Origin of the sequence: Bacillus sp. AFS088145 (genome assembly GCF_002564465.1) — a bacterium.
In the GTDB taxonomy this organism is placed as follows: Bacteria; Bacillota; Bacilli; order Bacillales; family Bacillaceae_G; genus Gottfriedia.
This window is the reverse complement of sequence record NZ_NUUX01000005.1, coordinates 50,119-70,835: the sequence shown is the minus strand read 5'-3', so window position 1 is coordinate 70,835 and position 20,717 is coordinate 50,119. Positions and strand designations below refer to the sequence as shown.

The 20,717-nt window shown below is 33.4% G+C and carries 17 protein-coding genes; all 17 read right to left on the bottom strand.

Features of this window, described 5'->3' with window-relative positions:
* Positions 1–87 precede the first annotated feature (87 nt).
* Entirely contained in the window at positions 88–1,647 is a 1,560-nt protein-coding gene (hutH, locus tag COI44_RS02350; RefSeq protein ID WP_098426477.1) for a histidine ammonia-lyase, read from the bottom strand.
* 32 nt (positions 1,648–1,679) lie between these two features.
* Positions 1,680–3,047 carry an MFS transporter gene (locus COI44_RS02345; protein ID WP_286163718.1) on the bottom strand — a complete coding sequence of 456 codons (1,368 nt, stop codon included), beginning with the start codon at positions 3,045–3,047 and terminating at the stop codon, positions 1,680–1,682.
* Positions 3,048–3,729: 682 nt separating this feature from the next.
* On the bottom strand, positions 3,730–4,878 hold the full coding sequence (gene solA, locus COI44_RS02340) for an N-methyl-L-tryptophan oxidase (RefSeq protein WP_098426476.1): 1,149 nt from the start codon (positions 4,876–4,878) through the stop codon (positions 3,730–3,732).
* Positions 4,879–5,027: 149 nt separating this feature from the next.
* Positions 5,028–6,320, bottom strand: a complete 1,293-nt coding sequence (gene murC / locus COI44_RS02335; RefSeq protein WP_098426475.1) for a UDP-N-acetylmuramate--L-alanine ligase — start codon at positions 6,318–6,320, stop codon at positions 5,028–5,030.
* 301 nt (positions 6,321–6,621) lie between these two features.
* Positions 6,622–7,737: a nicotinate phosphoribosyltransferase gene (locus COI44_RS02330; protein WP_098426474.1), complete on the bottom strand. Its 1,116-nt coding sequence runs from the start codon at positions 7,735–7,737 to the stop codon at positions 6,622–6,624.
* A gap of 98 nt (positions 7,738–7,835) precedes the next feature.
* The gene (locus tag COI44_RS02325; protein WP_098426473.1) at positions 7,836–11,234 is read right to left on the bottom strand and encodes a DNA translocase FtsK; all 3,399 of its coding nucleotides are present in this window, start codon (positions 11,232–11,234) and stop codon (positions 7,836–7,838) included.
* 219 nt (positions 11,235–11,453) lie between these two features.
* Complete coding sequence (ytpR, locus tag COI44_RS02320; RefSeq protein WP_098426472.1) at positions 11,454–12,059, bottom strand: YtpR family tRNA-binding protein; 606 nt, start codon at positions 12,057–12,059, stop codon at positions 11,454–11,456.
* Positions 12,060–12,073: 14 nt separating this feature from the next.
* On the bottom strand, positions 12,074–12,871 hold the full coding sequence (locus COI44_RS02315) for a DUF1444 family protein (RefSeq protein WP_286163717.1): 798 nt from the start codon (positions 12,869–12,871) through the stop codon (positions 12,074–12,076).
* Positions 12,872–12,888: 17 nt separating this feature from the next.
* A complete protein-coding gene (locus tag COI44_RS02310; RefSeq protein WP_056473367.1) occupies positions 12,889–13,206 on the bottom strand; it encodes a thioredoxin family protein in 318 nt (105 codons plus the stop codon).
* 71 nt (positions 13,207–13,277) lie between these two features.
* Positions 13,278–13,793 carry a DUF84 family protein gene (locus tag COI44_RS02305; RefSeq protein ID WP_098426471.1) on the bottom strand — a complete coding sequence of 172 codons (516 nt, stop codon included), beginning with the start codon at positions 13,791–13,793 and terminating at the stop codon, positions 13,278–13,280.
* 191 nt (positions 13,794–13,984) lie between these two features.
* The gene (locus tag COI44_RS02300) at positions 13,985–14,857 is read right to left on the bottom strand and encodes a Cof-type HAD-IIB family hydrolase (protein ID WP_098426470.1); all 873 of its coding nucleotides are present in this window, start codon (positions 14,855–14,857) and stop codon (positions 13,985–13,987) included.
* A 162-nt stretch (positions 14,858–15,019) separates the two neighbouring features.
* Complete coding sequence (locus tag COI44_RS02295; RefSeq protein WP_098426469.1) at positions 15,020–15,805, bottom strand: DeoR/GlpR family DNA-binding transcription regulator; 786 nt, start codon at positions 15,803–15,805, stop codon at positions 15,020–15,022.
* Between the two features lie 26 nt (positions 15,806–15,831).
* On the bottom strand, positions 15,832–16,845 hold the full coding sequence (locus COI44_RS02290) for an ABC transporter ATP-binding protein (RefSeq protein WP_098426468.1): 1,014 nt from the start codon (positions 16,843–16,845) through the stop codon (positions 15,832–15,834).
* Positions 16,842–17,708: an ABC transporter permease gene (locus COI44_RS02285; protein ID WP_098426467.1), complete on the bottom strand. Its 867-nt coding sequence runs from the start codon at positions 17,706–17,708 to the stop codon at positions 16,842–16,844. The genes COI44_RS02290 and COI44_RS02285 overlap by 4 nt, the downstream gene beginning before the upstream one ends.
* On the bottom strand, positions 17,705–18,559 hold the full coding sequence (locus COI44_RS02280; RefSeq protein ID WP_098426604.1) for an ABC transporter permease: 855 nt from the start codon (positions 18,557–18,559) through the stop codon (positions 17,705–17,707). Before COI44_RS02280 ends, COI44_RS02285 begins: the two co-directional genes overlap by 4 nt.
* 97 nt (positions 18,560–18,656) lie before the next feature.
* Complete coding sequence (locus COI44_RS02275) at positions 18,657–19,484, bottom strand: alkaline phosphatase family protein (protein ID WP_098426466.1); 828 nt, start codon at positions 19,482–19,484, stop codon at positions 18,657–18,659.
* On the bottom strand, positions 19,474–20,586 hold the full coding sequence (locus COI44_RS02270; protein ID WP_098426465.1) for an ABC transporter substrate-binding protein: 1,113 nt from the start codon (positions 20,584–20,586) through the stop codon (positions 19,474–19,476). Before COI44_RS02270 ends, COI44_RS02275 begins: the two co-directional genes overlap by 11 nt.
* Positions 20,587–20,717 lie beyond the last annotated feature (131 nt).

Below are 20,717 nucleotides of genomic sequence, written 5' to 3'. Positions count from 1 at the left end.
GAACGTTTGGTAGTAAGTATCAAAATGATTGAACAATAAAAAAAGAAGCTGTCCTACTCTTAGAGTATAACTGCTCCATTAAAAATTTCATAATTCCATGACCCCTATTTTCTCTTCAACAAGTTCAACAATATCTCCATCATGAATTTGATTACGGATTGTTTCAATATCATGATAAAAATAGCGATCCTCTTCAACTGCTGGAACTTGATTTCTAATTAACTGATATACACTTGCCGTTACCGGTGACGGTTTTAGTGAATCATGGAATTCTAGTGCTTGAGTGGCAACCATTAGTTCGATTGCTAAAATATGTTCAAGTTTTTTTGAAATCTGATAGGCCTTCCTAGCAGCGAAATAAGCAAAGCTAACAACATCCTCTTGATTTGCACATGTTGATGTATTATCAATCGTTGCTGGATGGGATAGTACTCTTATTTCATTAAGTAATCCAGCTGCTGTATATTGCGGAATCATATATCCATTGTTTAACCCAGGATTTACAACTAAGAAATTAGGAAGTTCACTTACATGGTAATTCACTAATCGATCGATGCGACGCTCTGCAATCTTGGCTAAATTCGCCATACCAATACAAATAGTATCCGCATAAATTCCAACAAATGAAGCATCAAAATTTCCACCCATTAATGCTGTGCCATCTTCTTCCTCTGGCCAAATAATCGGATTATCACTTGAAGACTTCATTTCATTTTTAATATTTTCCAATGCATTTTTAAATACTTTTTTTACTGCACCATGTACTTGTGGTATACATCTTAAACTAAGTGCATCCTGTAAGCGATAGTTTTTATACTTCTCTACTATCTCACTTCCATCTAAAATCTTGGAAACAATTATAGCTGTATTCATTTGTTCTTCATGTTTTTTTACTGAGTGTAGACGTTGATCTAAAGCTTTTATCGTGCCTTTAAGCGCTTCTAATGACATGGCACCAGTGACATCTGCCGTTTTTACAGCTTGAATAGCATTATATATCGAGAGTATAGCGAATGCTGTTACTGAAGTAGTACCATTTAATAGTGCTATTCCTTCTTTACATTCAAATGTGACTGGTTTTAAACCTGCACGCTCCAATGCTTCATGCCCATTTAGAAGCTTGCCTTTGTACCAAGCTTTTCCTTCACCCATTAAAACCAGGGCCATATGCGCTTCGGGAGATAAATATGCTACCGATCCCTCACCAGGAACAAATGGTAAAATATCGTTGTTAAGAAGAGCAGCAATTAGCTCTAACACTTCAAATCTAACTCCTGAATAGCCTTGCCCTATATTATTTAGGATCATTAATTGGATAGCTCTTACTACTTCTTTCTCAAGAGGCTCACCTACAGAAACAGCATGAGAACGGACAATATTTCTCTGAAGAGCCTGAGCATCCTCCTTTGAAATAACTTCTGTTACATTGCTTCCAAAGCCCGTGGTTACGCCATAGACTGCTCTTTCTTCTTCAAGAAATTTTTCGATTAAATTTCTTGAAGTATTTATTCTTAGAAAGTAGTTTTCTGTAAACGATACTTTTGCACCATAACATGCTACAGCAATCACTTCATAAATCGACAACTCGCTATCTCCAAGAATAACCTCTTTAATATTTTTTGGATGAATAAAAACGTTGTTGGTCATATAAAACACCTCTTACTTTGAATATCTTAAGTTTAGTGACTTGAAACTGATTGTTTATTCGGCTCAATTACATCCCCTTCAAGCAATGGATTACTAGCTTCATTTAATGAAAGTGATTTTGTTTCCGGAGCCCAGGCGATTGAAACAATTGTACCAATGAATAGAATAATAGACATTCCGATCATAGAAGGTGCCATCCCCATTGAACTAACACTTATCGGTAAAAGGAATGTACCAACAGCTGAGCCAATTCGGCTAACTGCTGTTGTCAATCCAACTCCAGTTCCACGTATCTCGGTAGGAAATAGTTCAGCAGGATACACTAATGTTAAATTAGAAGCTGCTGACATTACAAATGTAAAAATTGCAAACACAATAATTGCGATTGTATGTAGACCTTGTGGTAAGACTGTTAATGCGAATAATGAAATCGTTAAAATAATAAATGTATTAATTGTAAACCCTCTACGAGTTAATTTTTCAGTACACCATACACCAGCTAACGCTCCTACTAGAAGGAACAAGTTTAGAACCATGTCTACACCAAATGTTTCTTCAAACCCCAATTTAGTTAAAATAGTTGGTAGGAATGTATAGATGGCGAAATACGGAACTACCTGACACATATAAAAAAGTGATCCAAATGTAGTACGTTTCCAAAGCTGCTTATTGAATAAATCTGTAACCTTGTATGCATGTTTAGAATTAGCATCCACTGATTCATCCATTACAGCATTTTCACCAATATACTTTCTTACAATAGCACGTGCTTCTTCAACACGGCCCATCTTTAATAACCAACGTGGAGACTCTGGAGTTCCGAAACGTAAAAGCAAGACAATTAGACCAGGAACTGCTGCACTCACTAACATCCAACGCCATGCATCTGGACCTGTTTTTTCTAAATAATAACCAACTAGATTTGAAGCTACATATCCAACTGTCCATAAAACGTTTAATGATGATAATAACATACCTCTATACTTTCTAGGTGCAAACTCCGCAAGTAAAGTAGATCCTACAGCATAATCTCCTCCTAGTGCAATACCGATTAAAATCCTTAATGCAAAAAGCGTATATGGATCGTGAACAAAAAACTGTAAAGCAGATGCGATTGTAATAATAACAAAGTTTGCTAAATAGATTTTCTGCCTACCAATGCGATCTGATAATCCGCCAAGAAACAAACTACCGAAAAAAAGTCCGATTAATGCGGAACTACCGATTAATCCTTCCCATACAGAATTTAATTTCATTTGAGGACCTAGTAGCGAAAGTGCCATACCTATAATTCCTAAAGCATAGCCATCCGAAAAATTCGATCCAAAAGTAAGTCCAGTAATACGAATATGAAATTTATTAAGCGGTGCATCATCCATCATAAATTTTTTTTCCTTCAAAAGAATACCCCCTTTTTTTACTTTTCAGATATAAAAATTGTAAAAAATAGTAAGTAATCAAATAACTACTTACTTAACCTGTTTCTAAAGCGCTTCCAAAATTTTCAGTATTTTTAATAAATTATAAATATTACTCCTTAAATTATCTCTAGATAAAGTTTCGGATTACTAGCACAATATTGCTAAAATATTAAGTGTAGGGGATGCAGGAATTATGAGAATTATGGTTGAAAAGAATTTAAAAAAGAGATAGCATATTAGCTATCTCTCAGAAATCGATCATAATCAATCTAACAAAATCAACATCGAGAAGGACGAACACAAAGTGAACTTCATTTTAACGTTGAACTTTGGTGATAGATTTGCGAACCATTTTTTGAAGATTAATTTAGAAGTTTTAATTAATTTTCATTAGATTTGACTGTAACTCAATCTATTTTCTGTTATTCCTTTTATTTTTTGAACAATTCACACCGTTTCTACATGATTCGGTCGACTTAATTGCAGTTTTCATAATTTTATTTGCAGATTTGACTTTTTTATTTGTAGATTTGCCTGATTTATTTGCAGTTTGAGCTTTTTTATTTGCACCTACTCTGATTTATTTGCAGTTTGAACATTTTTATTTGCACAATCTCAAATTTATTTGCAGTTTGAACATTTTTATTTGCACTTCCTCAAATTAAAATCTCTTGCTTAAAAATCGGTTTAATGAAAACATACTCAAATCAAAAGCAGTTTTCTGGTTTGTTACTAGGTCAGCAATAATCTCGCCTACAACGCTTGCAAACTTAAATCCATGGCCTGAGAAACCTGTGGCAATGATTAAATTATTGTATTCTGGATGCTGGTCAATAATGAAGTGCTCGTCCGGAGTCATTGTATATAAGCATGTTTTCCCTTTTACTAATCTACCATTTGCAAGTGGCATATATTTACTTAAGAAATTTCTCAGATCCGTTTCATCTTCAATAAATTCTCCAAATTCTCGATTAAATTGATCAGGGTCTACAATTTGCCCTCCATCATGTCGACCAATTTTTAGTCCGCTATTATGAATACTTGGAAAGCCGTAATAATGACGATCAATTAGATTGATCGTAAATGCTGGTAGTGAACTAGAATCATATAGTTGATGATCACATTCAAACCAAGCAACTGTTTTACGGGTAGGTTTTACAGGTATATGAATACCTGTCTTTTCAAGAATTTTGCCAGACCATGCGCCTGCACATACTACAAGTTTATCCGCTGTGTAAACAGCATTCTCTGTAAGCACTTGCATCTTATTTGTACCTACCTCAATATCCACAACAGGTGTGTTTGTTTGAAGACTATTTCCTTTCTCGATATATAGTTCTTTATACGCCCGAACACATTCCTCGCTAAAAAGAATTCCGGAAGACGTTTCTAAACAACCTATAAATCCTTTAGGTAAACGTAAACCGGGCCATCTTTCATTGATCTCATTACTATCCATTATTTCAAGCGGCAACGAAAATTCTTTTGCACTATTTATTACTTCATTCGTAAAAGTCGAGCCAGGTGCACCAGCACATAAAACGCCTGTTCTCGAGAATAATTGTTTTCCAGACAATTGTTCTAACTCTTCCCATAATTTTTGTGCCCTTAATGCTAAAGGTACGTATTCTCTACTTTCTCCATATGCATGACGAATGATTCTAGTATCGCCGTGATGGCTTCCAAAGCTATGTGGTGGATCAAAAGAATCTATTAATAATATTTTCTGATTCCCTTTTGATAAATAGTATCCTGCTGCCATTCCCATAGAGCCCGCTCCAACAATAATTACATCATAGTGATTATTCAATCATTTCACTCCTTACCCTGTTCATTCGTATGACATATTCTTTTTGTCTTTACAATTTACCTTCTTATATAAGCATTTTTTGTATAACAAGCTTTTTCAAAATAACAAAAAACCCGTTTATGATCATTCATAAACGGGTTCAATAGTTTTTATAGTTTTTCGTATGCTGCTTGGTATTTTTGAATATCACCAGCACCCATAAAAATTAATACGCTATTTTTATGGATTTGTAAATTGCTGATATTGTCATCAGTCAATAGTTCAGCACCTGCAATTTTACAAGAAAGGTCTTCAATTGTTAAAGTACCTTTATCTTCTCGTGCAGAACCAAAAATATCACATAAGTAAACTTTATCTGCTTTTTCTAATGTACCAGCAAATTCGTCTAAAAATTTACTTGTGCGTGTAAATGTATGCGGTTGGAACACTGCTACGATTTCACGGTCAGGATATTTTTGACGTGCTGCTTGAATCGTCGCTTGGATCTCAGTTGGATGATGAGCATAATCATCAATTAACATTTGATCTCCGAAGCGTTTTTCACTGAAACGACGCTTTACGCCACCATATGTTAATAATCTAGCTTTAATAATATTAACATCGATTTCTTCATAATGACAAAGCGCAATTACTGCTAAAGCATTTAAAATACTATGATCACCATATCCTGTAATATCAAAAGTAGCGTAATACGTATTACGGACAAATACATCAAATGTCGTACCATTTGTATGTTTTTCGATATTACGAGCTTGGAAATCATTGTCCTCGTTAAATCCATAATACATTACAGGTACTTTTGCATAAATTCGTTGAAGATGTTCGTCATCTCCACATGCAATAATACCTTTCTTTACTTGATCCGCCATTTGTTGGAAAGCATCGAATACATCATCTACACTCTTATAATAATCCGGATGATCAAAATCAATATTAGTCATGATGCAATAGTCTGGAAAGTATGAAAGGAAATGACGACGGTATTCACAAGCTTCAAATACAAAATACTCGCTGTCCTTTTCACCTTTACCAGTACCATCTCCAATTAGAAAAGAAGTTGGACGCGCACCAGAAACTACATGGGCTAATAAACCTGTCGTAGAGGTTTTACCATGTGCTCCAGTAATTGCAACGCTAGTAAATTTATTCATATATTCCCCTAGGAATTTATGATAGCGTGCCATCGGAATTCCTTTTTCAATAGCAGCTGCAATTTCTTCATGAGTATCAGGAAATGCATTACCTGCTATAACGAATTGGCCTTCTTTTATATTTGCTTTATCAAATGGTAAAATCGTAATATTTTTTTTTCGTAATTCATTTTCAGTGAAAAAGTGCTTTTCATAATCTGATCCCTGAACGGTCAAACCAGAATCATGTAAAATTTGTGCCAAAGCACTCATTCCAGTACCTTTAATCCCTACAAAATGGTAAACTGTCATATTAAAAGAACCTCCAAAATCGATCACTAATACAACGGCCTATCTCTTAGACAGTATATGTGTGAATAAAAGAAATGGCATCAATATTTTATAAATTTGATGCATTGTTACTTTGCCGAGTCTAGTTATTTTTCAAATGATAACTAACTTAAATTTTTACGCAATTAGTATTATATCACTTTAACTCCCATAGGACTATTTATTTTAAGTCGCACTATGAGGTAATAGATGGAAAAGTAAATACTTTAAGTCATCTGCTTATTTTAAAATACTATCAATCTCAAATTGATTTTTTGTCCCTTTATAGTCTAGGGCTCATTTCTACTCTTTCTAATCGATGATTTTCACGAAGCTTTCTTCCAGCTTTCGCTTGTTGCACACCATTTAACTCGACATTATCACCTGTAAAACCTACATTAACTTTTAATAAACTTCCGCCTACACCATATAAATCTACTGGTACACCTTGTTTCTCAAAAGCTAAGATTCTTTCTACAGTAAATCCACCGCTTACTACAATTTGCACATGCTGATACCCTTCTTGATCTAGTGCATTTCGTAAAGCAAAAATTAATGGAGGATTTACACCCCTAGGGTCAAAACTTCCTAATAATTCTGGATTACCAATAAAATACTGATCAATCATTGTTTTCGATGTATCTACACGTACAGCCTTTAGTTTACTACCATATTCTCGTGCAACCTTTAAAGCATCATTTATGACATCATTATTATAATCTACTAAGACAATTAAATCATCTTGTGGATAAACTTCTGTGTATGCACGCGCAGCTTCCACAACATCCCCATTATACATTTGAATTAGTGCATGAGGCATTGTCCCCATACCTTCATTGCCCCACCACTCATTCATTGCATGAGTTGCTTGTGCAGTTGCACCACCAATAAATGCAGCATAACCATCACCTGCTTGAGTCGTGAAATGATCATCACGATCTCCCATGAAAATAACAGGCTTTTTAATGCCTGCGGATTTTGCAGAATGTTTTACATTGTATACATTTGTAGCAACAGAAGTACGTCTAGCTAAAATCCCATCAATAATTCCCTCTAAATAGCCAAAATCAGCATATTTACCTTTAATTGTTAAGACAGTTTCAAATGGTTCAATCATATCTCCATCCTTTAATGAATGAACAATAAGATTTTCTGGATGATCTGCAAAAGTTTGTAAAATCGCAATGGCTTCATCCGTGCCACATAATACTGCACTTTCTCTTTGGAAAAATTGCATTGTTACTTCAGTATCTGGCTTCTTTTTTCGAATGATTTCTCTAGTTTTCAAAAAATATACAGCTGAAAACCAGCCTTCTCCGATTCTCTCATCAAATTTAAATGTTTGGTTCGTTAATCGGCTTATTTTACCTTTTAATTTTAAATCTAATTCTTTTTCCATGAATCTTCACCTGCTGAAAAGTATCGTTCTTTTTTTTCTAGTATGGGTTAAAAAAACTTTAACATTCGTTACTTAATTTTTATCGAATTTTTAATTTATCACTCAGAACGAAACTCCTCTAATGATGTAATCAGTACATCACGAGGTTTGCTTCCATTTTGATTTGATACAATGCCATGATCAAACATTAGGTCAATTAATCTAGCTGCTCGATTGTATCCAATTCGAAAACGTCTTTGTAACATTGAAACAGAAGCACCTTTTTGATCAATGACAAACTCCACTGCTTCTTCAAAAAGCTCATCATCAACATCCTGTGCATCTGCTTTTGCTACAAGTTCCTCTTGGTTAAATAAGTAATTCGGTTTTTGTTGGTCTTTAACAATCTCTACAACATGTTCGATTTCATCATCTGAAACATAAACGCCTTGTAATCGAATTGCTTGAGATTTTCCATTATCTAAGAATAACATATCTCCTCGTCCAAGTAACTTTTCAGCTCCGCCAATATCTATAATTGTTCTAGAATCTACTTGTGAAGATACTGTAAACGCAATACGAGTCGGTATATTTGATTTAATAATACCGGTAATGACATCAACTGAAGGTCTTTGAGTTGCAACTAATAAATGGATTCCACATGCTCTTGCTTTTTGGGCAATACGACAAATATAAGTTTCTACATCCCCTGGAGATACCATCATTAAATCCGCTAATTCATCAATAATAATGACTAAGTATGGTAACTCATCATTATAAGCACCTTTTTTCTTCGCTAAATCATTGAATCGCTTAATATCTCTTGCCCCAGCATGAGCAAATAAATCATAACGTCGATCCATCTCTTCACATGCCCACTTTAAAGCAGCAGTCGCGGCTCTAGCGTCAGTTATGACTGGCGAAATAAGATGTGGAATGTGATTATACGGTGCAAGCTCAACCATTTTAGGATCGATTAAAATTAACTTCACTTCATGAGGTTTCGCTTTATATAAAATGCTAACTAAAATTGAATTAATACACACACTCTTTCCAGATCCTGTTGCCCCGGCAATTAAGCCGTGTGGCATTTTTGAAATATCTGCATAGACAGGATCTCCACCTATATCAAGTCCAAGAGCAACAGTCAAAGGTGACTCACTTTGCAAAAATTTATCCTGGTTAACTAATTCTCTTAAGTAAACAGGCTTACTTTCTTTATTTGGTACTTCTATGCCTATTGCACTTCGACCAGGAATCGGAGCTTCAATACGAATATCTCTAGCTGCTAAGCTCAATTTAATATCGTCTTGTAAGTTCGTTATTTTATTTACTTTCACGCCAGGGTCGGGCTGAACTTCGAAACGAGTTACTGTTGGACCTTGAGTTGCAGCAATTACTTTAGCTCCTACATTAAAATTATGTAATGTTTCTTGTAGTAGTTGCTTTTGATCTTCAACCCAATCCCCATCATTAAATTGTTCAATTGGGGGTTCAACTAATAAATCTAATTCTGGTAATTCATAAAGTACTGGTGGTTGTTCATCTAAACTTTGAGGTTCCTCAATCTGAACACTCTCTTTAGTTAAGCTCGTTTCTGTTTTACTTTCTTCAGTTTCAAGGACTGGTTGATCTTGAATTCCTTCAGGAGTAAATTCATGAGTGATTGCTTCACTAACACTTGGTTGAATTTTCTCTAATGATAAAATTTCACTTTGTTCAGATAAACTAGCATTCTCAATCATCTGTTTATTTTGTTTTGTCTCAACTTCTTCTGTTTCAAGAACTGGTTGATATTGAATTTCTTTAGTAGTAAATTCATGAGTGATTGCTTCACTTGCAATTGGTTGAACTTTCTCTGAAGATAAAATTTCACTTTGTTCAGATAAACTAGCATTCTCGATCAACTGTTCATTTTGTTTTATCTCAACTTCTTCATTTACCTTTTCTACTGTTGCAGCAGATTCATTTTGTAATTCACGAAGTTGTCTCATTATATTTGCTTTTCTTGAAGCCTCTACATCACTTCGAAGCATCATTACATTAAAAGGAAAATGGCGTTTTTTCTGACGTTTCTCGATTAGTTTAGGTTCAGATTCTTCTTTATTAGCTTCATTTTCAGTCTTTATCTGTTCATTAGAATTGGTAACAGCATGTTGATTTATTTCAACGGTTTCTTCTACTTTTGCTTCTACAATTGAATTTTCATGCTGTACCGCTTCTTCCTTAATCTCTTTTAGATTCACATCTGACTCGTCTGTTAATTCCGACTTAACATCATTCTCTTCATTATTTTGAACGAGATCAATACCTTTGTCTCCGTTTTCATCAAATTGGACCAAAGTATCAACTTTGTGATCATTCGACTCATGAATAGATACTTCAGGCTGTGCTTCTTCAATCTCAACTTCAGCCTCTACTTCGATTTTAAGGGTTTCGAGTTGTACTTCATCTTTCACTTCTACTTCTGTTTCGATTTGATGTACAACTTCATCCGCCTCTTCCACCTTAGCTTCTAATTGAAGAACTTCAACTTCTAAATCTTCATTTTTCACTTCAGCTTCAATTTCTGGAGTTTCAAGTTGTACTTCTTCCTCTTTCACTTCCATTGATGTTTCAATTTGATGTGCATCATCCTGTACAACTTCATTCGTTTCTTCAACCTCAGTTTCTAATTGAAGAACGTCAGCTTCAATCTCTGGAGTTTCAAGTTGTACTTCTTCCTCTTTAAACGGAGTTTGTATTTCATTTTGATGTACTTCAGCATGTAAATCTTCTTTTTCAACTTGATTAGCTGAAGTTTGAAGTTCTTCTTTTTCTACTAGATTAAACACATCAATTTTTTCTTGATTTTGATTGCCGAAACTTCCTTTTTCGAAAATATTGCTTTCAACTTTTTCAAACGAATTTTCAAGTACATTAGAAGATTCAACTCTCATTTCTTCTATAGTTGAAGAAAGATTATAATCAGTTGCATTTTCATCTTTTATCGGAGGCTTTTGATATCCATAAATTGGTGAAATATATTCACTTGGTCGAAATGGTGTTTTTCTTTTTGGACGAAATACAATATCGACCTTTTCTTCTTTTTCTACTTTTGCTGGTTCTTCTTCACTTTTTGAGACCTGATTTTTTTCAAGTCGACTAGATAAATTACTTTTATCGAATTGATTACTTTGAAAAGTATTTTTTACAAAGGTATTACTCTGGTTATATGTAGGTTTATATTCTTTATTTAAATTGTTAGGTGACTTTTCCCAAAAATCATCACTTTTTTCTTGTTTAAAAACTGGTTCAATTTTTGTTTCCTTTATCGGCATCGGTGATGGTAATTCTTCATCTAATTCAATTGGAAATCTAAATTTTGGACGCTCATGTAAAGCGTTTCTCTTTTTTTCGATAGAGTGTGATTGATATACTTTCTCCTCAACAGGCTTTTCTTCATACCCTTCTTCAAACTCTTCTTCAATCTCATTAAGGCTATTCGCCTTAAAAAGGCTTTTTAACCAATTTTTCATTTTTCTCACTCTCTCTATTTCTTTTCATACCTTTTATTTTACCATGTGACATAATGACAAAAAACACATTATTATTACAAATTGCGCTAGTTCAATCATATTTCCATATCAAATATATAATTTAATCAAATTATTATTAAAATAATAATTCTTTTATTGAAAACATAAAAAATACTAGACCAATTAATGGCCTAGCATTTATACGAAGATATATTTTATTTAGTTAAAAAAAGCTTTTCCAACTTCAGCATCAGCTTCAAGAACTAAGATTCCTTTTTCTTGTGGAGCGTCCGGTAAATCAAGTTCACGTGCAGAGCAAATCATACCGAATGAATCCACTCCACGTAAATTAGCATCCTTAATGACTAAGCCTGATGGCATTACTGCACCAACTTTTGCAACAACAACCTTTTGTCCTTGTTCAACATTCGGAGCACCACAAACAATTTGTAATGTATCTGTTCCAACGTCAACTTTGCAAATATTTAATTTATCAGCATTTGGATGTTTTTCTTTTTCAATTACATATCCGATAACAAATTTAGGTGAAAGGTCTAATACTAATGTATCTTCAAATCCTTCTTTTGTTAGTAATTCATTAACCGTATTAACAATATGTTCAGTAATCGTAACGATACCATTTTCTTGAACATCTAGATTAGTAGATGCCTCAAACACATTAATAGCAACCGTTTCATTCGTAACTGCACTATATACGCGTGCTATATTCCCTTTTCGTTCAACTTTACGATCTTCTGATGGAATTTGTTTTAATGTAATTAATAGCGTATCGCCGATTCCTTCTTTGTTATAAAAAATATTCACTGATTTCTTCCTCTCTATTGCTTCTTATGTTTCCCTAGAATAAATACTGGCATTAGCTTTTCATTTTCGTAAGCAAATGACAATGATGTAATTGGTATTTTCCCACTAGCAAAGAAACTCATATTCATTTGCGCCATTATATCATAACCTATGTTATTTCGAATGTCAGCAAGGATTAGTACATCTCCATGAGGAATTCCTACTAATAATTCACCTTTTACTTTTGATTGAATTTCTTTTATAAATGTACTGTTTAGTACTCTACTCGCATCGTATCCATCATTTGTACGTACAAAATAAAAAGTATTATCTGCAACAATATCTTCTTTTACTTGAACGGGCATTTTTCTTAAATTAAATAAAGCAATAGAATGGAGCTGCTCCTTTGTATAACCTGACTTTACTAATAAATTTTCATCGATTAGTTGATACGTTTTTTCAGAATCAATAGCGTAGTAAATTCTAGTTTCTGCAGTATGCTCATCAGTTACAAATAAATTTCCTTCTTCCTTATCTGTCGGAAACGATGTAGCTCGAATAACTGGTCGAATTTGTTCTTCAAGAAATACAGTTTCAGAGTGCATAGCAGAAAGTGCTTCTTTTACATAATAAATTAATTCATTAAAAGCCGCTTCACCTTCTGCTTCATACTTTGCTACTGCACTATTTAAAGAGACACTCATCCCTTTATTACTTTCAATCCCCTCAATTCGAAGGTCTTCTTTTTCACGATCATAAATAAAACGCCAATCTTCATTTCCAAGGCGGTTTTCTATCATTTTTTTTATGTCTAGTGTTGTTTTTTTAACCAATTGTTTTACCTACCTTATTAGCCTCTTAATCCTTCAAGAAACTCTTCTACTTGTTCTTTTGTTTTACGATCCTTATTTACATAACGACCAATTTCTTCACCATTATTAAACGCTACAAAGCTCGGTATTCCAAAAATATCTAGATTTTGGCATACCTCAATAAATTGGTCACGATCTACGTAATAAAACGTAAAATCCTTATTTTCATCAATTATTTCTTGAAAGAACATATCTAAAAATCTGCAATCCGGACACCAATTTGCTGAAAATTGGAAAACCACTTTTTCTCCTTGTTTCGCTTGTTCGAATTGTTCTACTGATGTAATTTTTTCCATTCTTTTTCCCTCGCTTAATTCATTTTCTTTTATTTTATCTTATTTTTATCGATATGCAAAAAGGACGACTCTCAATTGTTATCTTCTTTTCGTTTCTTGAATTCGTATTGTCCGAATAGTAATTCACAAATATGTTCAAAGATCTCTGTCCTAGTAATTCGGCCATTCGTAAATACCCCTACTGCCCCTTCTTTACTACGTATATCTTTTTCATTCGTATATCGTTCCATTAATACAGCAAGCTCAGTTCCATTTCTTAGCTCATTAATAAATTCGCTAGGTAATAAAATTTTTGCTCCGCTTGCTAGTATTACCTCGTTTTCATACACAAGTGCTCCCCAGTTACAAAGAAAAAGTCGATCGTTTTCTATAATGACCCCACCTTCTAATCCAATACCGATTTCCGACTCACCTGCGACTCTAGCATTATGCGCTCTATTTATAGCACCATGCATAGTTTCTTGATCCGTCAAAGGTTGATTCGAAACATTTGATGGAACATTTAGTCCCTCAACTTTATACTGATTAAAAACTTTTTTAACAGCTCCTACTTTTGTGGGATTTAAAGAACCAATAATTATTTTCATTGTCTTAACTCCATTCACCGCTCTTATGCTTTTTAGTTAAAAATTTAATTTTAATTTTAATATACAATAAAAAAGACACTTTCAAAATGAAAGCATCTTTAGAATCTATTGAATCATTCAATTATTACCTCATTTTGGGCAAAAATTTTTCTACTATGATAACATAGAAACATTACAACCCTTCCAAAACTTTATCTATTGGCTACAAAAGTATCAATATATCGATAAATAGCATGGGCAACGCCATTTTCATCATTATTTAGAGTAGACGTTGTACAAATTGATTTAATATCTTCTTTTGCATTCCCCATTGCAACACTATATCCGACTTTTTCAAGCATCGAGATATCATTATTACTGTCGCCAATAGCCATGGACTGTTCTAAAGAGCCACTCATTAAAAAAACTAACTTTTCTAATGCTAATCCTTTTGATGCAGAGCGATTCGTAATCTCAATATTATGCTCCGCTGATGAAACAACCATCAACTCAATACACTTATTAAATTGATTTCTAGCTTCTTCTAATTTTTTCATATCAAACGTACATACTAAAATATTATTAACTTCTTCATTTCGTTGTATGATTTCTTGACAATGATCAACTAATACATACCCAAACTGATCGAATTGTCTTTCCGCAACATTAACTAATTCTTTCATTTCTTCATCTAACTCAACTCTTTTAAGGCTATTAATCTCATTTTGAAAAATTTCTCTTCTTTCTTTAAGAGCATAAATGCTTTTATCTGTAAAAACTTCAAAATAATAATTTCGGTCATCAAGCCACCTTAATATCTGTTCAACATTCGTTTTTGAGATTGTAATTGATGAGATACATTCTCCGTATTTTGAATGGATTGTTGCCCCATTTGTTCCGATCACATATGGCGATATCCTGAATCTTTCACAAATTATTTTGGCATCAAAATGAGCTCGACCAGTTGAAATAACGATTTCAATTCCATTTTCCCCTGCAAATTTAATTGCATTAATATTTTCTTCACTAATTTCATTCTCATTATTTAATAATGTTCCATCTAAATCTATTGCAATGAAACTCATTGATTATATCCCCTTTAATTTATTATGTTTTTCATCTAGTTTTATAGTGTTCAGTAATCGGTCATCACCAAAATGGCAAGCTTAAGAAGGACAATAACGATTCATTAATTACGTTATTGTCTACTTAACAAAAATGAAATTATAGAATATAGTCCATCGTTTTTAATTTACTTGAATCCATTCGATTTCTTCTAATATTGAATGCTCTTTCCATTCTTCTGGAAATGAATGGTCACATATTATTGCATCAACATTTTCAAGAGAACAAACTTTACAAAATGTATCTACACCAATTTTCGAGTAATCTGTTAATAAAATCACTTGCTTCGACACTTCCACCATTTTTCGAGAAACTAAAGTTTCATGGAAATGATAGTTGCTAACTCCATTTTGAGCTGAGACACCACCCGCTGAAATAAATGCCTTATCAACATTAAATTGACTTAGTAATTGTTCTGTTATACTCCCACTTATTGACTGTTGCTTTGGATCAACTATTCCACCTAGTAATAATATTTGTCCGGTAAACTTATTTTGATTTAATGATTCTGTTAACAGGGAAGATACAGGTAATGAATTAGTCAATATAGTAATGTCTTTTTTATTTTCAATACACTGAGCAAATTCAAGCATTGTTGTGCCTACATCAATTGCAATGACATCTCCATTGGAAATTTGGTTCATGGCCTTTTTACCAATTTTTACTTTTGCTTCCTGATTCATAGTCGTACGCTGCATAAAAGGAGGTTCCTCATTTTGGTAAACTGTTTTAATTGCTCCACCATACACCTTTTTTAAAAGACCTTTTTCCTCTAATATCATTAAATCTCGACGAATGGTTTCTTCTGATACATTAAATTGTTCAACTAAATCGATAACTTTAACTTTTCCTTTTTTATTAAGTTCTTTTAAAATCTCGTTTTTTCTTTCCTCAGGTAAAACAGACATTTTAATCCTCCAGAAACTTTAAAAATTTATAAGATAACGCATTCTTTCTTAGGTACAATAATGTTCACATGTTCTCCTTGCTGGAACATTTCACCTCGGTGGTTAAGGTTGTCTACAAGAAATGCAGATTCTTCGGTTTCAACTTCGTACCTTAAAACATTACCAGTCATAGTAACATCAGAAATAATCCCCTTTATTCCCCAGTTTTGTTGTAAATCCATACTGTCATTTCCTACAGCTACTAATTTTAATACTTCAGGTCGAATTGCTATATCATTTCCAATTAATTCATTACTACGTACAAGTCTATGGAAAGCTTCCATCCCATAAACATTATAATTTCCGATGAATTTTGCTACGAATTTATTTACTGGTGTTGTATAGATCTCGGAAGGTGTACCTTCTTGTACTACATTTCCATTATTCATAACAAAAATTCGATCCGACATTGTCATTGCTTCTTCTTGATCATGTGTAACAAAAATAGTCGTAATATCTAGTTCTTGCTGTATTCTTTTTAATTCTTTTTGTAAGCTTTTTCGAATTTTTGCATCTAATGCACTTAACGGTTCATCTAATAATAGTACTTTTGGTTCCATGACAAGCGCTCGAGCTAAAGCAACTCTTTGTTGTTGCCCTCCTGATAATTGGTGGGGATATGATTCTTCTTTACCTATTAAATCAACGATTTCAATCATCTTTTTTACTCTTACATGTATGTTTTTAGCTTTTTTCATTTTTAGACCATATGCAATATTTTCAAATACTGTCATATTTGGAAAAAGTGCATATGACTGAAATACCATACCTACCTCGCGTTGGCGCGGAGATAAATTAGTTATGTTCTTCCCATCTATTAATATATTTCCTATATCGACGTCTTCAAGTCCAGCGATAGAACGTAATAAAGTACTTTTCCCGCATCCACTTTGACCTAAAAGCGTAACGAATTCTCCTTTATTTAATGTTAAGGAAATATTATTTAAGACGACTTGATTTTGATATTTTTTAGTCACTTGATCAATATTTACGTAGCTCATTTAACTTCACCTTCTATTGCAGTATTTTTTAAATGACCTTGTTTTTTTAAAATAGACCCCCTTTTATTTATCACATCAGGATTTTTTTTAGTTTTAAACGTGAGTTTTAAGACTGTTCCAGTTAAAAGTAAAATCACCAAATAATAAGTAATAACTATGGCACTTGTTAAATGACCACTACTATTTAGTTTATCGGCAAGATAGATTTGAAGGGTTTCAAATCTTCCACCTACTAGTAAATTTGCAAATGCAAACTCACTAAATAAAAGAGCTACGGACAATAAACTTGATACTAATATTCCAGATAAAATATTTGGAAGCACAACCGTTCTAAACGCTTGAAATTTAGTTGCACCAAGTAATTCAGCTGCATCTACAAGTTGAATGGCATTTATTGTTCTAAGACTATTACGAATACCTTGATACATAAAAGGTAGAATGGTTATAAAGTAAGCTCCAACTAGTATCCATGGAGTACCAGCAATTTGAAATGGTCCATTAGAATATAGCTTAATTAGCCCAACTGCTCCTACAATAGGTGGGATACCATACGGAAGCATCGCAATTGCTTGGAGAATTCCTTCAAATTTATTAAAATATACAGTTATAATAAAGATTGTTGGAATCATGATTGAAACACTCAAAAAGACAGTTATGATAATTAAAAATAATGTTCGTTGAAAAGCCTCAAAAAATCGTCCATCTTGAAATAATTCAATATACCAATTTAATGTATAACTCTCAGGTAAGATTGAATGATCCCATTTATTTGCAATTGAAAATAAAAATGTACCGACTAGTGGAATTAATAAATAGATTACAAGTAATCCAATTATTAATTTAAAAAATGTTTGTAATTTCATCGTAAATCCCTCCTAATGCGGCGCATCATTCTTTCATTAATCCACATCGCTCCAATCATGGTCGTTGCTAAAAGGACTCCTAGTGCGCTACCTAATTGTGGTTTTAATGTAACGTCACTTGAGACTAACGAGGCTATTTGTAATGACAATAAATTATAATTGCTACCAACTAATGCGTAGGCTGTTGCATAAGCCCCCATAGCGTTAGCAAATAAAATACTAAATGTGCCTACTATACTTGGTAATAGTACTGGAATTCCAATTCTTAGCCAAAATGATATTGTTGATCCTCCTAATAATGCAGAAGCTTCTTTCCATTGTTGCTTTATTCCTTGAAAAGAAGGGTATATCAACAAAATTGCTAATGGAATCTGAAAATAAATATAGACAAGGATCAGTCCGGTCCAAGAATATAAATTAAAATCCGCAAATATATTCCAACCGAGTTTTGCAAAAAGCAAAGTAAATAACCCATTGTTTCCAAGTAAAATAATATATGAAAAAGAAAGTGGGATTCCTTCAAAATTTGAAGTCACATTAGCAATCATTAATAGACGATTTTGTATTTTACGTGAAAACTTTGTAAAGGAATAAGCTGTGACAACGGCTATTATTATAGATATAACTGCCGAAACAATAGAAATAACAATACTATTTTTAATAGCTTGTAAGTAAAACTTACTTTTAAAAATAGTTATATATTGATTCATAGTTAAATGAATTCCATCATCTGCGTAAAAACTATTCTTAATCATTGCAATCATTGGCCCTAATTCAAAACCTATTACAAACAATACAAATGGTAATAAAAGAGCTAATAAGTAAATCTTATGTTTTTTTATTTTTTGCAAAGCTTCTCGCTCCCTAAATTCTTTATACATTAGAGAATTGGTAAAATTTTCACTAAACCAATTCCCCTTCCATAAAAATCTTCATATCATTAAAACATCAATTAATTTCTTTATATCCGGGTAACTGATATGAAATCATCTTATTTGATGGCTCTATTTTTAAGAGCTTACAAACAAGTGGAGCAAAAGCCAACTGAGGGATCACTTCGTTATACACACCAGGCTCAACTTTTGGACTGATGATAAACAGTGGTACATCTCGTTCGCCCGGTGTTATTCCTCCATGATTACCAGTTTCGCTCATCCCATGATCAGAAGTAATTAAAATGTGATAACCTTCTGACATCCAAATTGGAAGTAGTTGAGCTAACAAACTGCCTACTTTTAAAATTTGTTCACGATATTCTTTCGATTCTGAACCAAATAGTTCTCCTTTAACGTCTACGCCTAAAGGGTGAATGTATAAAAAGTGTGGATCATATTTTCTACGTAAAGCTTCTGCATCCATAAACACGTGACTGTCTGGATAGTCATCATCCCAATAGAATTTTCCGTATTGAATCGCTTTAGATAGATCATCTTGTTCTCGATCTTCAATAAAATTAAATGGTGCTCGATTATATAGTTCGCTTACCCAGTAATAAGAAACCGCTCCATTTCTAAAACCATTTTCCTTTGTAAGATGAAAAATACTTTTTTCATTCGATAAACGAACTGCTTGATTAGATGTAATTCCATTTACAGATGAAGGTGTTCCAGTTAATAACACTTCATATAGTGGGCGAGAAAGACTCGGAAGCTCCGATTTCATCTTGTATAGTGCTGCTTGATTTAATTCCACTAAATGCTGTACATATCCAAGCGCTTCGCATGCTTTGTCATATCTCATTCCATCAACAACGATAGCTATAACTTTATTTGACATTTACTAACACCTCTTCTTGCCAGATTTGAGGTAAAGTTTTTGCAGTTTCTTCCCAAGCCTTAAAATCTCTAATTGGCTTTGCATTTTTGTATTGCTCTTTTGGAATCATTTTTTCAGCTACATCCTTTGGAAGTACAACATTACGAATTGGTCGAGCAAATCCTTTTGCTAAGTTTATTTGTCCTTCATCGCTTAAAATATATTCCCTTGTAGCCATAGCAGCATAAGGGTGTTTAGCATATTTATTGATAATAGTTGAGTATCCACTAACAACTGATCCATCACTAGGGATAGATACATCAAATTGACTACGCTTAATTGCTTCAGCATAACCAAGCGCATTAAAGTCCCAAACAAGTGCTACTTCAACCTCTCCTTTTTCAATGTTTGCTGGTTTAGCATCTGTTAAGCTTAATCTCCCTTGCTTAGCAATCTTTTTAAAAAAGTCGATCCCTGGTTGGATATTTGTTTCATCTCCACCGTATGCAATAGCTGCAGCAAGTACGGCCATTTGGTTTTGTGTACCACGTTGAACATCTCCAACTGTTACTTTATAATTTCCCTTTAAAATATCGTCCCAAGATTTAGGAGGTGTTTTTACTAGTTCTTTATTTGTCAGAAAAGAAATAGTTCCTTGGTATCCGACTACCCAGTCACCATTGTCATCCTTTGCCCAATCAGGAATCTCGTTCCAGTAAGATGTTTTGTATGGAATAGTTAACTTCTTTTGTTCAGCGAGTGGACCAAAAGACATACCAACATCCCCAATATCTGCAGTAGCATTCTCTTTTTCAGAATCCATTTTTGCAATCTCTTCCGCACTAGACAAATCTGTGTCAGTATGTTTCAAATTATACTTTTCATTAACTTCATTCCAAGTTTCAACCCAGTTAGCCCATGAATCGGGCATACCTACACTATTTATTTCACCTTCTTTTTTTGCTTTCACTTCAATTTCTTTAAGAGTTAATGAATTTGGATTTAATACAGATTCACTTTTCGATTCCACGGCTTTTCCACATGCTGTTAGTCCTAGAACTGTCATACCCATAACGACAACTTGAAATGCCTTGTAACTTTTCTTCTTAAATTCAGTTTTCATTTTAGATCTCCTCACATTAATGTGGTTTGTTTAATGTTTGTTACTGATTATTACGGTTTTATCATAAAACAACATCGTAAAACCCACATTAACTGCATGTTAAGAATTTATTAATAACATTAATTTAAAGA

Bases quoted from the DNA above. Each gene is read 5' to 3' on its own strand.
- COI44_RS02270 (WP_098426465.1), bottom strand. From the start codon at position 20,586: ATGAAAACTGAATTTAAGAAGAAAAGTTACAAGGCATTTCAAGTTGTC.
- COI44_RS02295 (WP_098426469.1), bottom strand. From the start codon at position 15,805: ATGTCTGTTTTACCTGAGGAAAGAAAAAACGAGATTTTAAAAGAACTT.
- COI44_RS02330 (WP_098426474.1), bottom strand. From the start codon at position 7,737: ATGGAAAAAGAATTAGATTTAAAATTAAAAGGTAAAATAAGCCGATTA.
- COI44_RS02285 (WP_098426467.1), bottom strand. From the start codon at position 17,708: ATGAAATTACAAACATTTTTTAAATTAATAATTGGATTACTTGTAATC.
- COI44_RS02275 (WP_098426466.1), bottom strand. From the start codon at position 19,484: ATGTCAAATAAAGTTATAGCTATCGTTGTTGATGGAATGAGATATGAC.
- COI44_RS02310 (WP_056473367.1), bottom strand. From the start codon at position 13,206: ATGGAAAAAATTACATCAGTAGAACAATTCGAACAAGCGAAACAAGGA.
- murC (WP_098426475.1), bottom strand. From the start codon at position 6,320: ATGACAGTTTACCATTTTGTAGGGATTAAAGGTACTGGAATGAGTGCT.
- COI44_RS02325 (WP_098426473.1), bottom strand. From the start codon at position 11,234: ATGAAAAATTGGTTAAAAAGCCTTTTTAAGGCGAATAGCCTTAATGAG.
- COI44_RS02300 (WP_098426470.1), bottom strand. From the start codon at position 14,857: ATGAGTTTCATTGCAATAGATTTAGATGGAACATTATTAAATAATGAG.
- COI44_RS02305 (WP_098426471.1), bottom strand. From the start codon at position 13,793: ATGAAAATAATTATTGGTTCTTTAAATCCCACAAAAGTAGGAGCTGTT.
- COI44_RS02290 (WP_098426468.1), bottom strand. From the start codon at position 16,845: ATGAGCTACGTAAATATTGATCAAGTGACTAAAAAATATCAAAATCAA.
- hutH (WP_098426477.1), bottom strand. From the start codon at position 1,647: ATGACCAACAACGTTTTTATTCATCCAAAAAATATTAAAGAGGTTATT.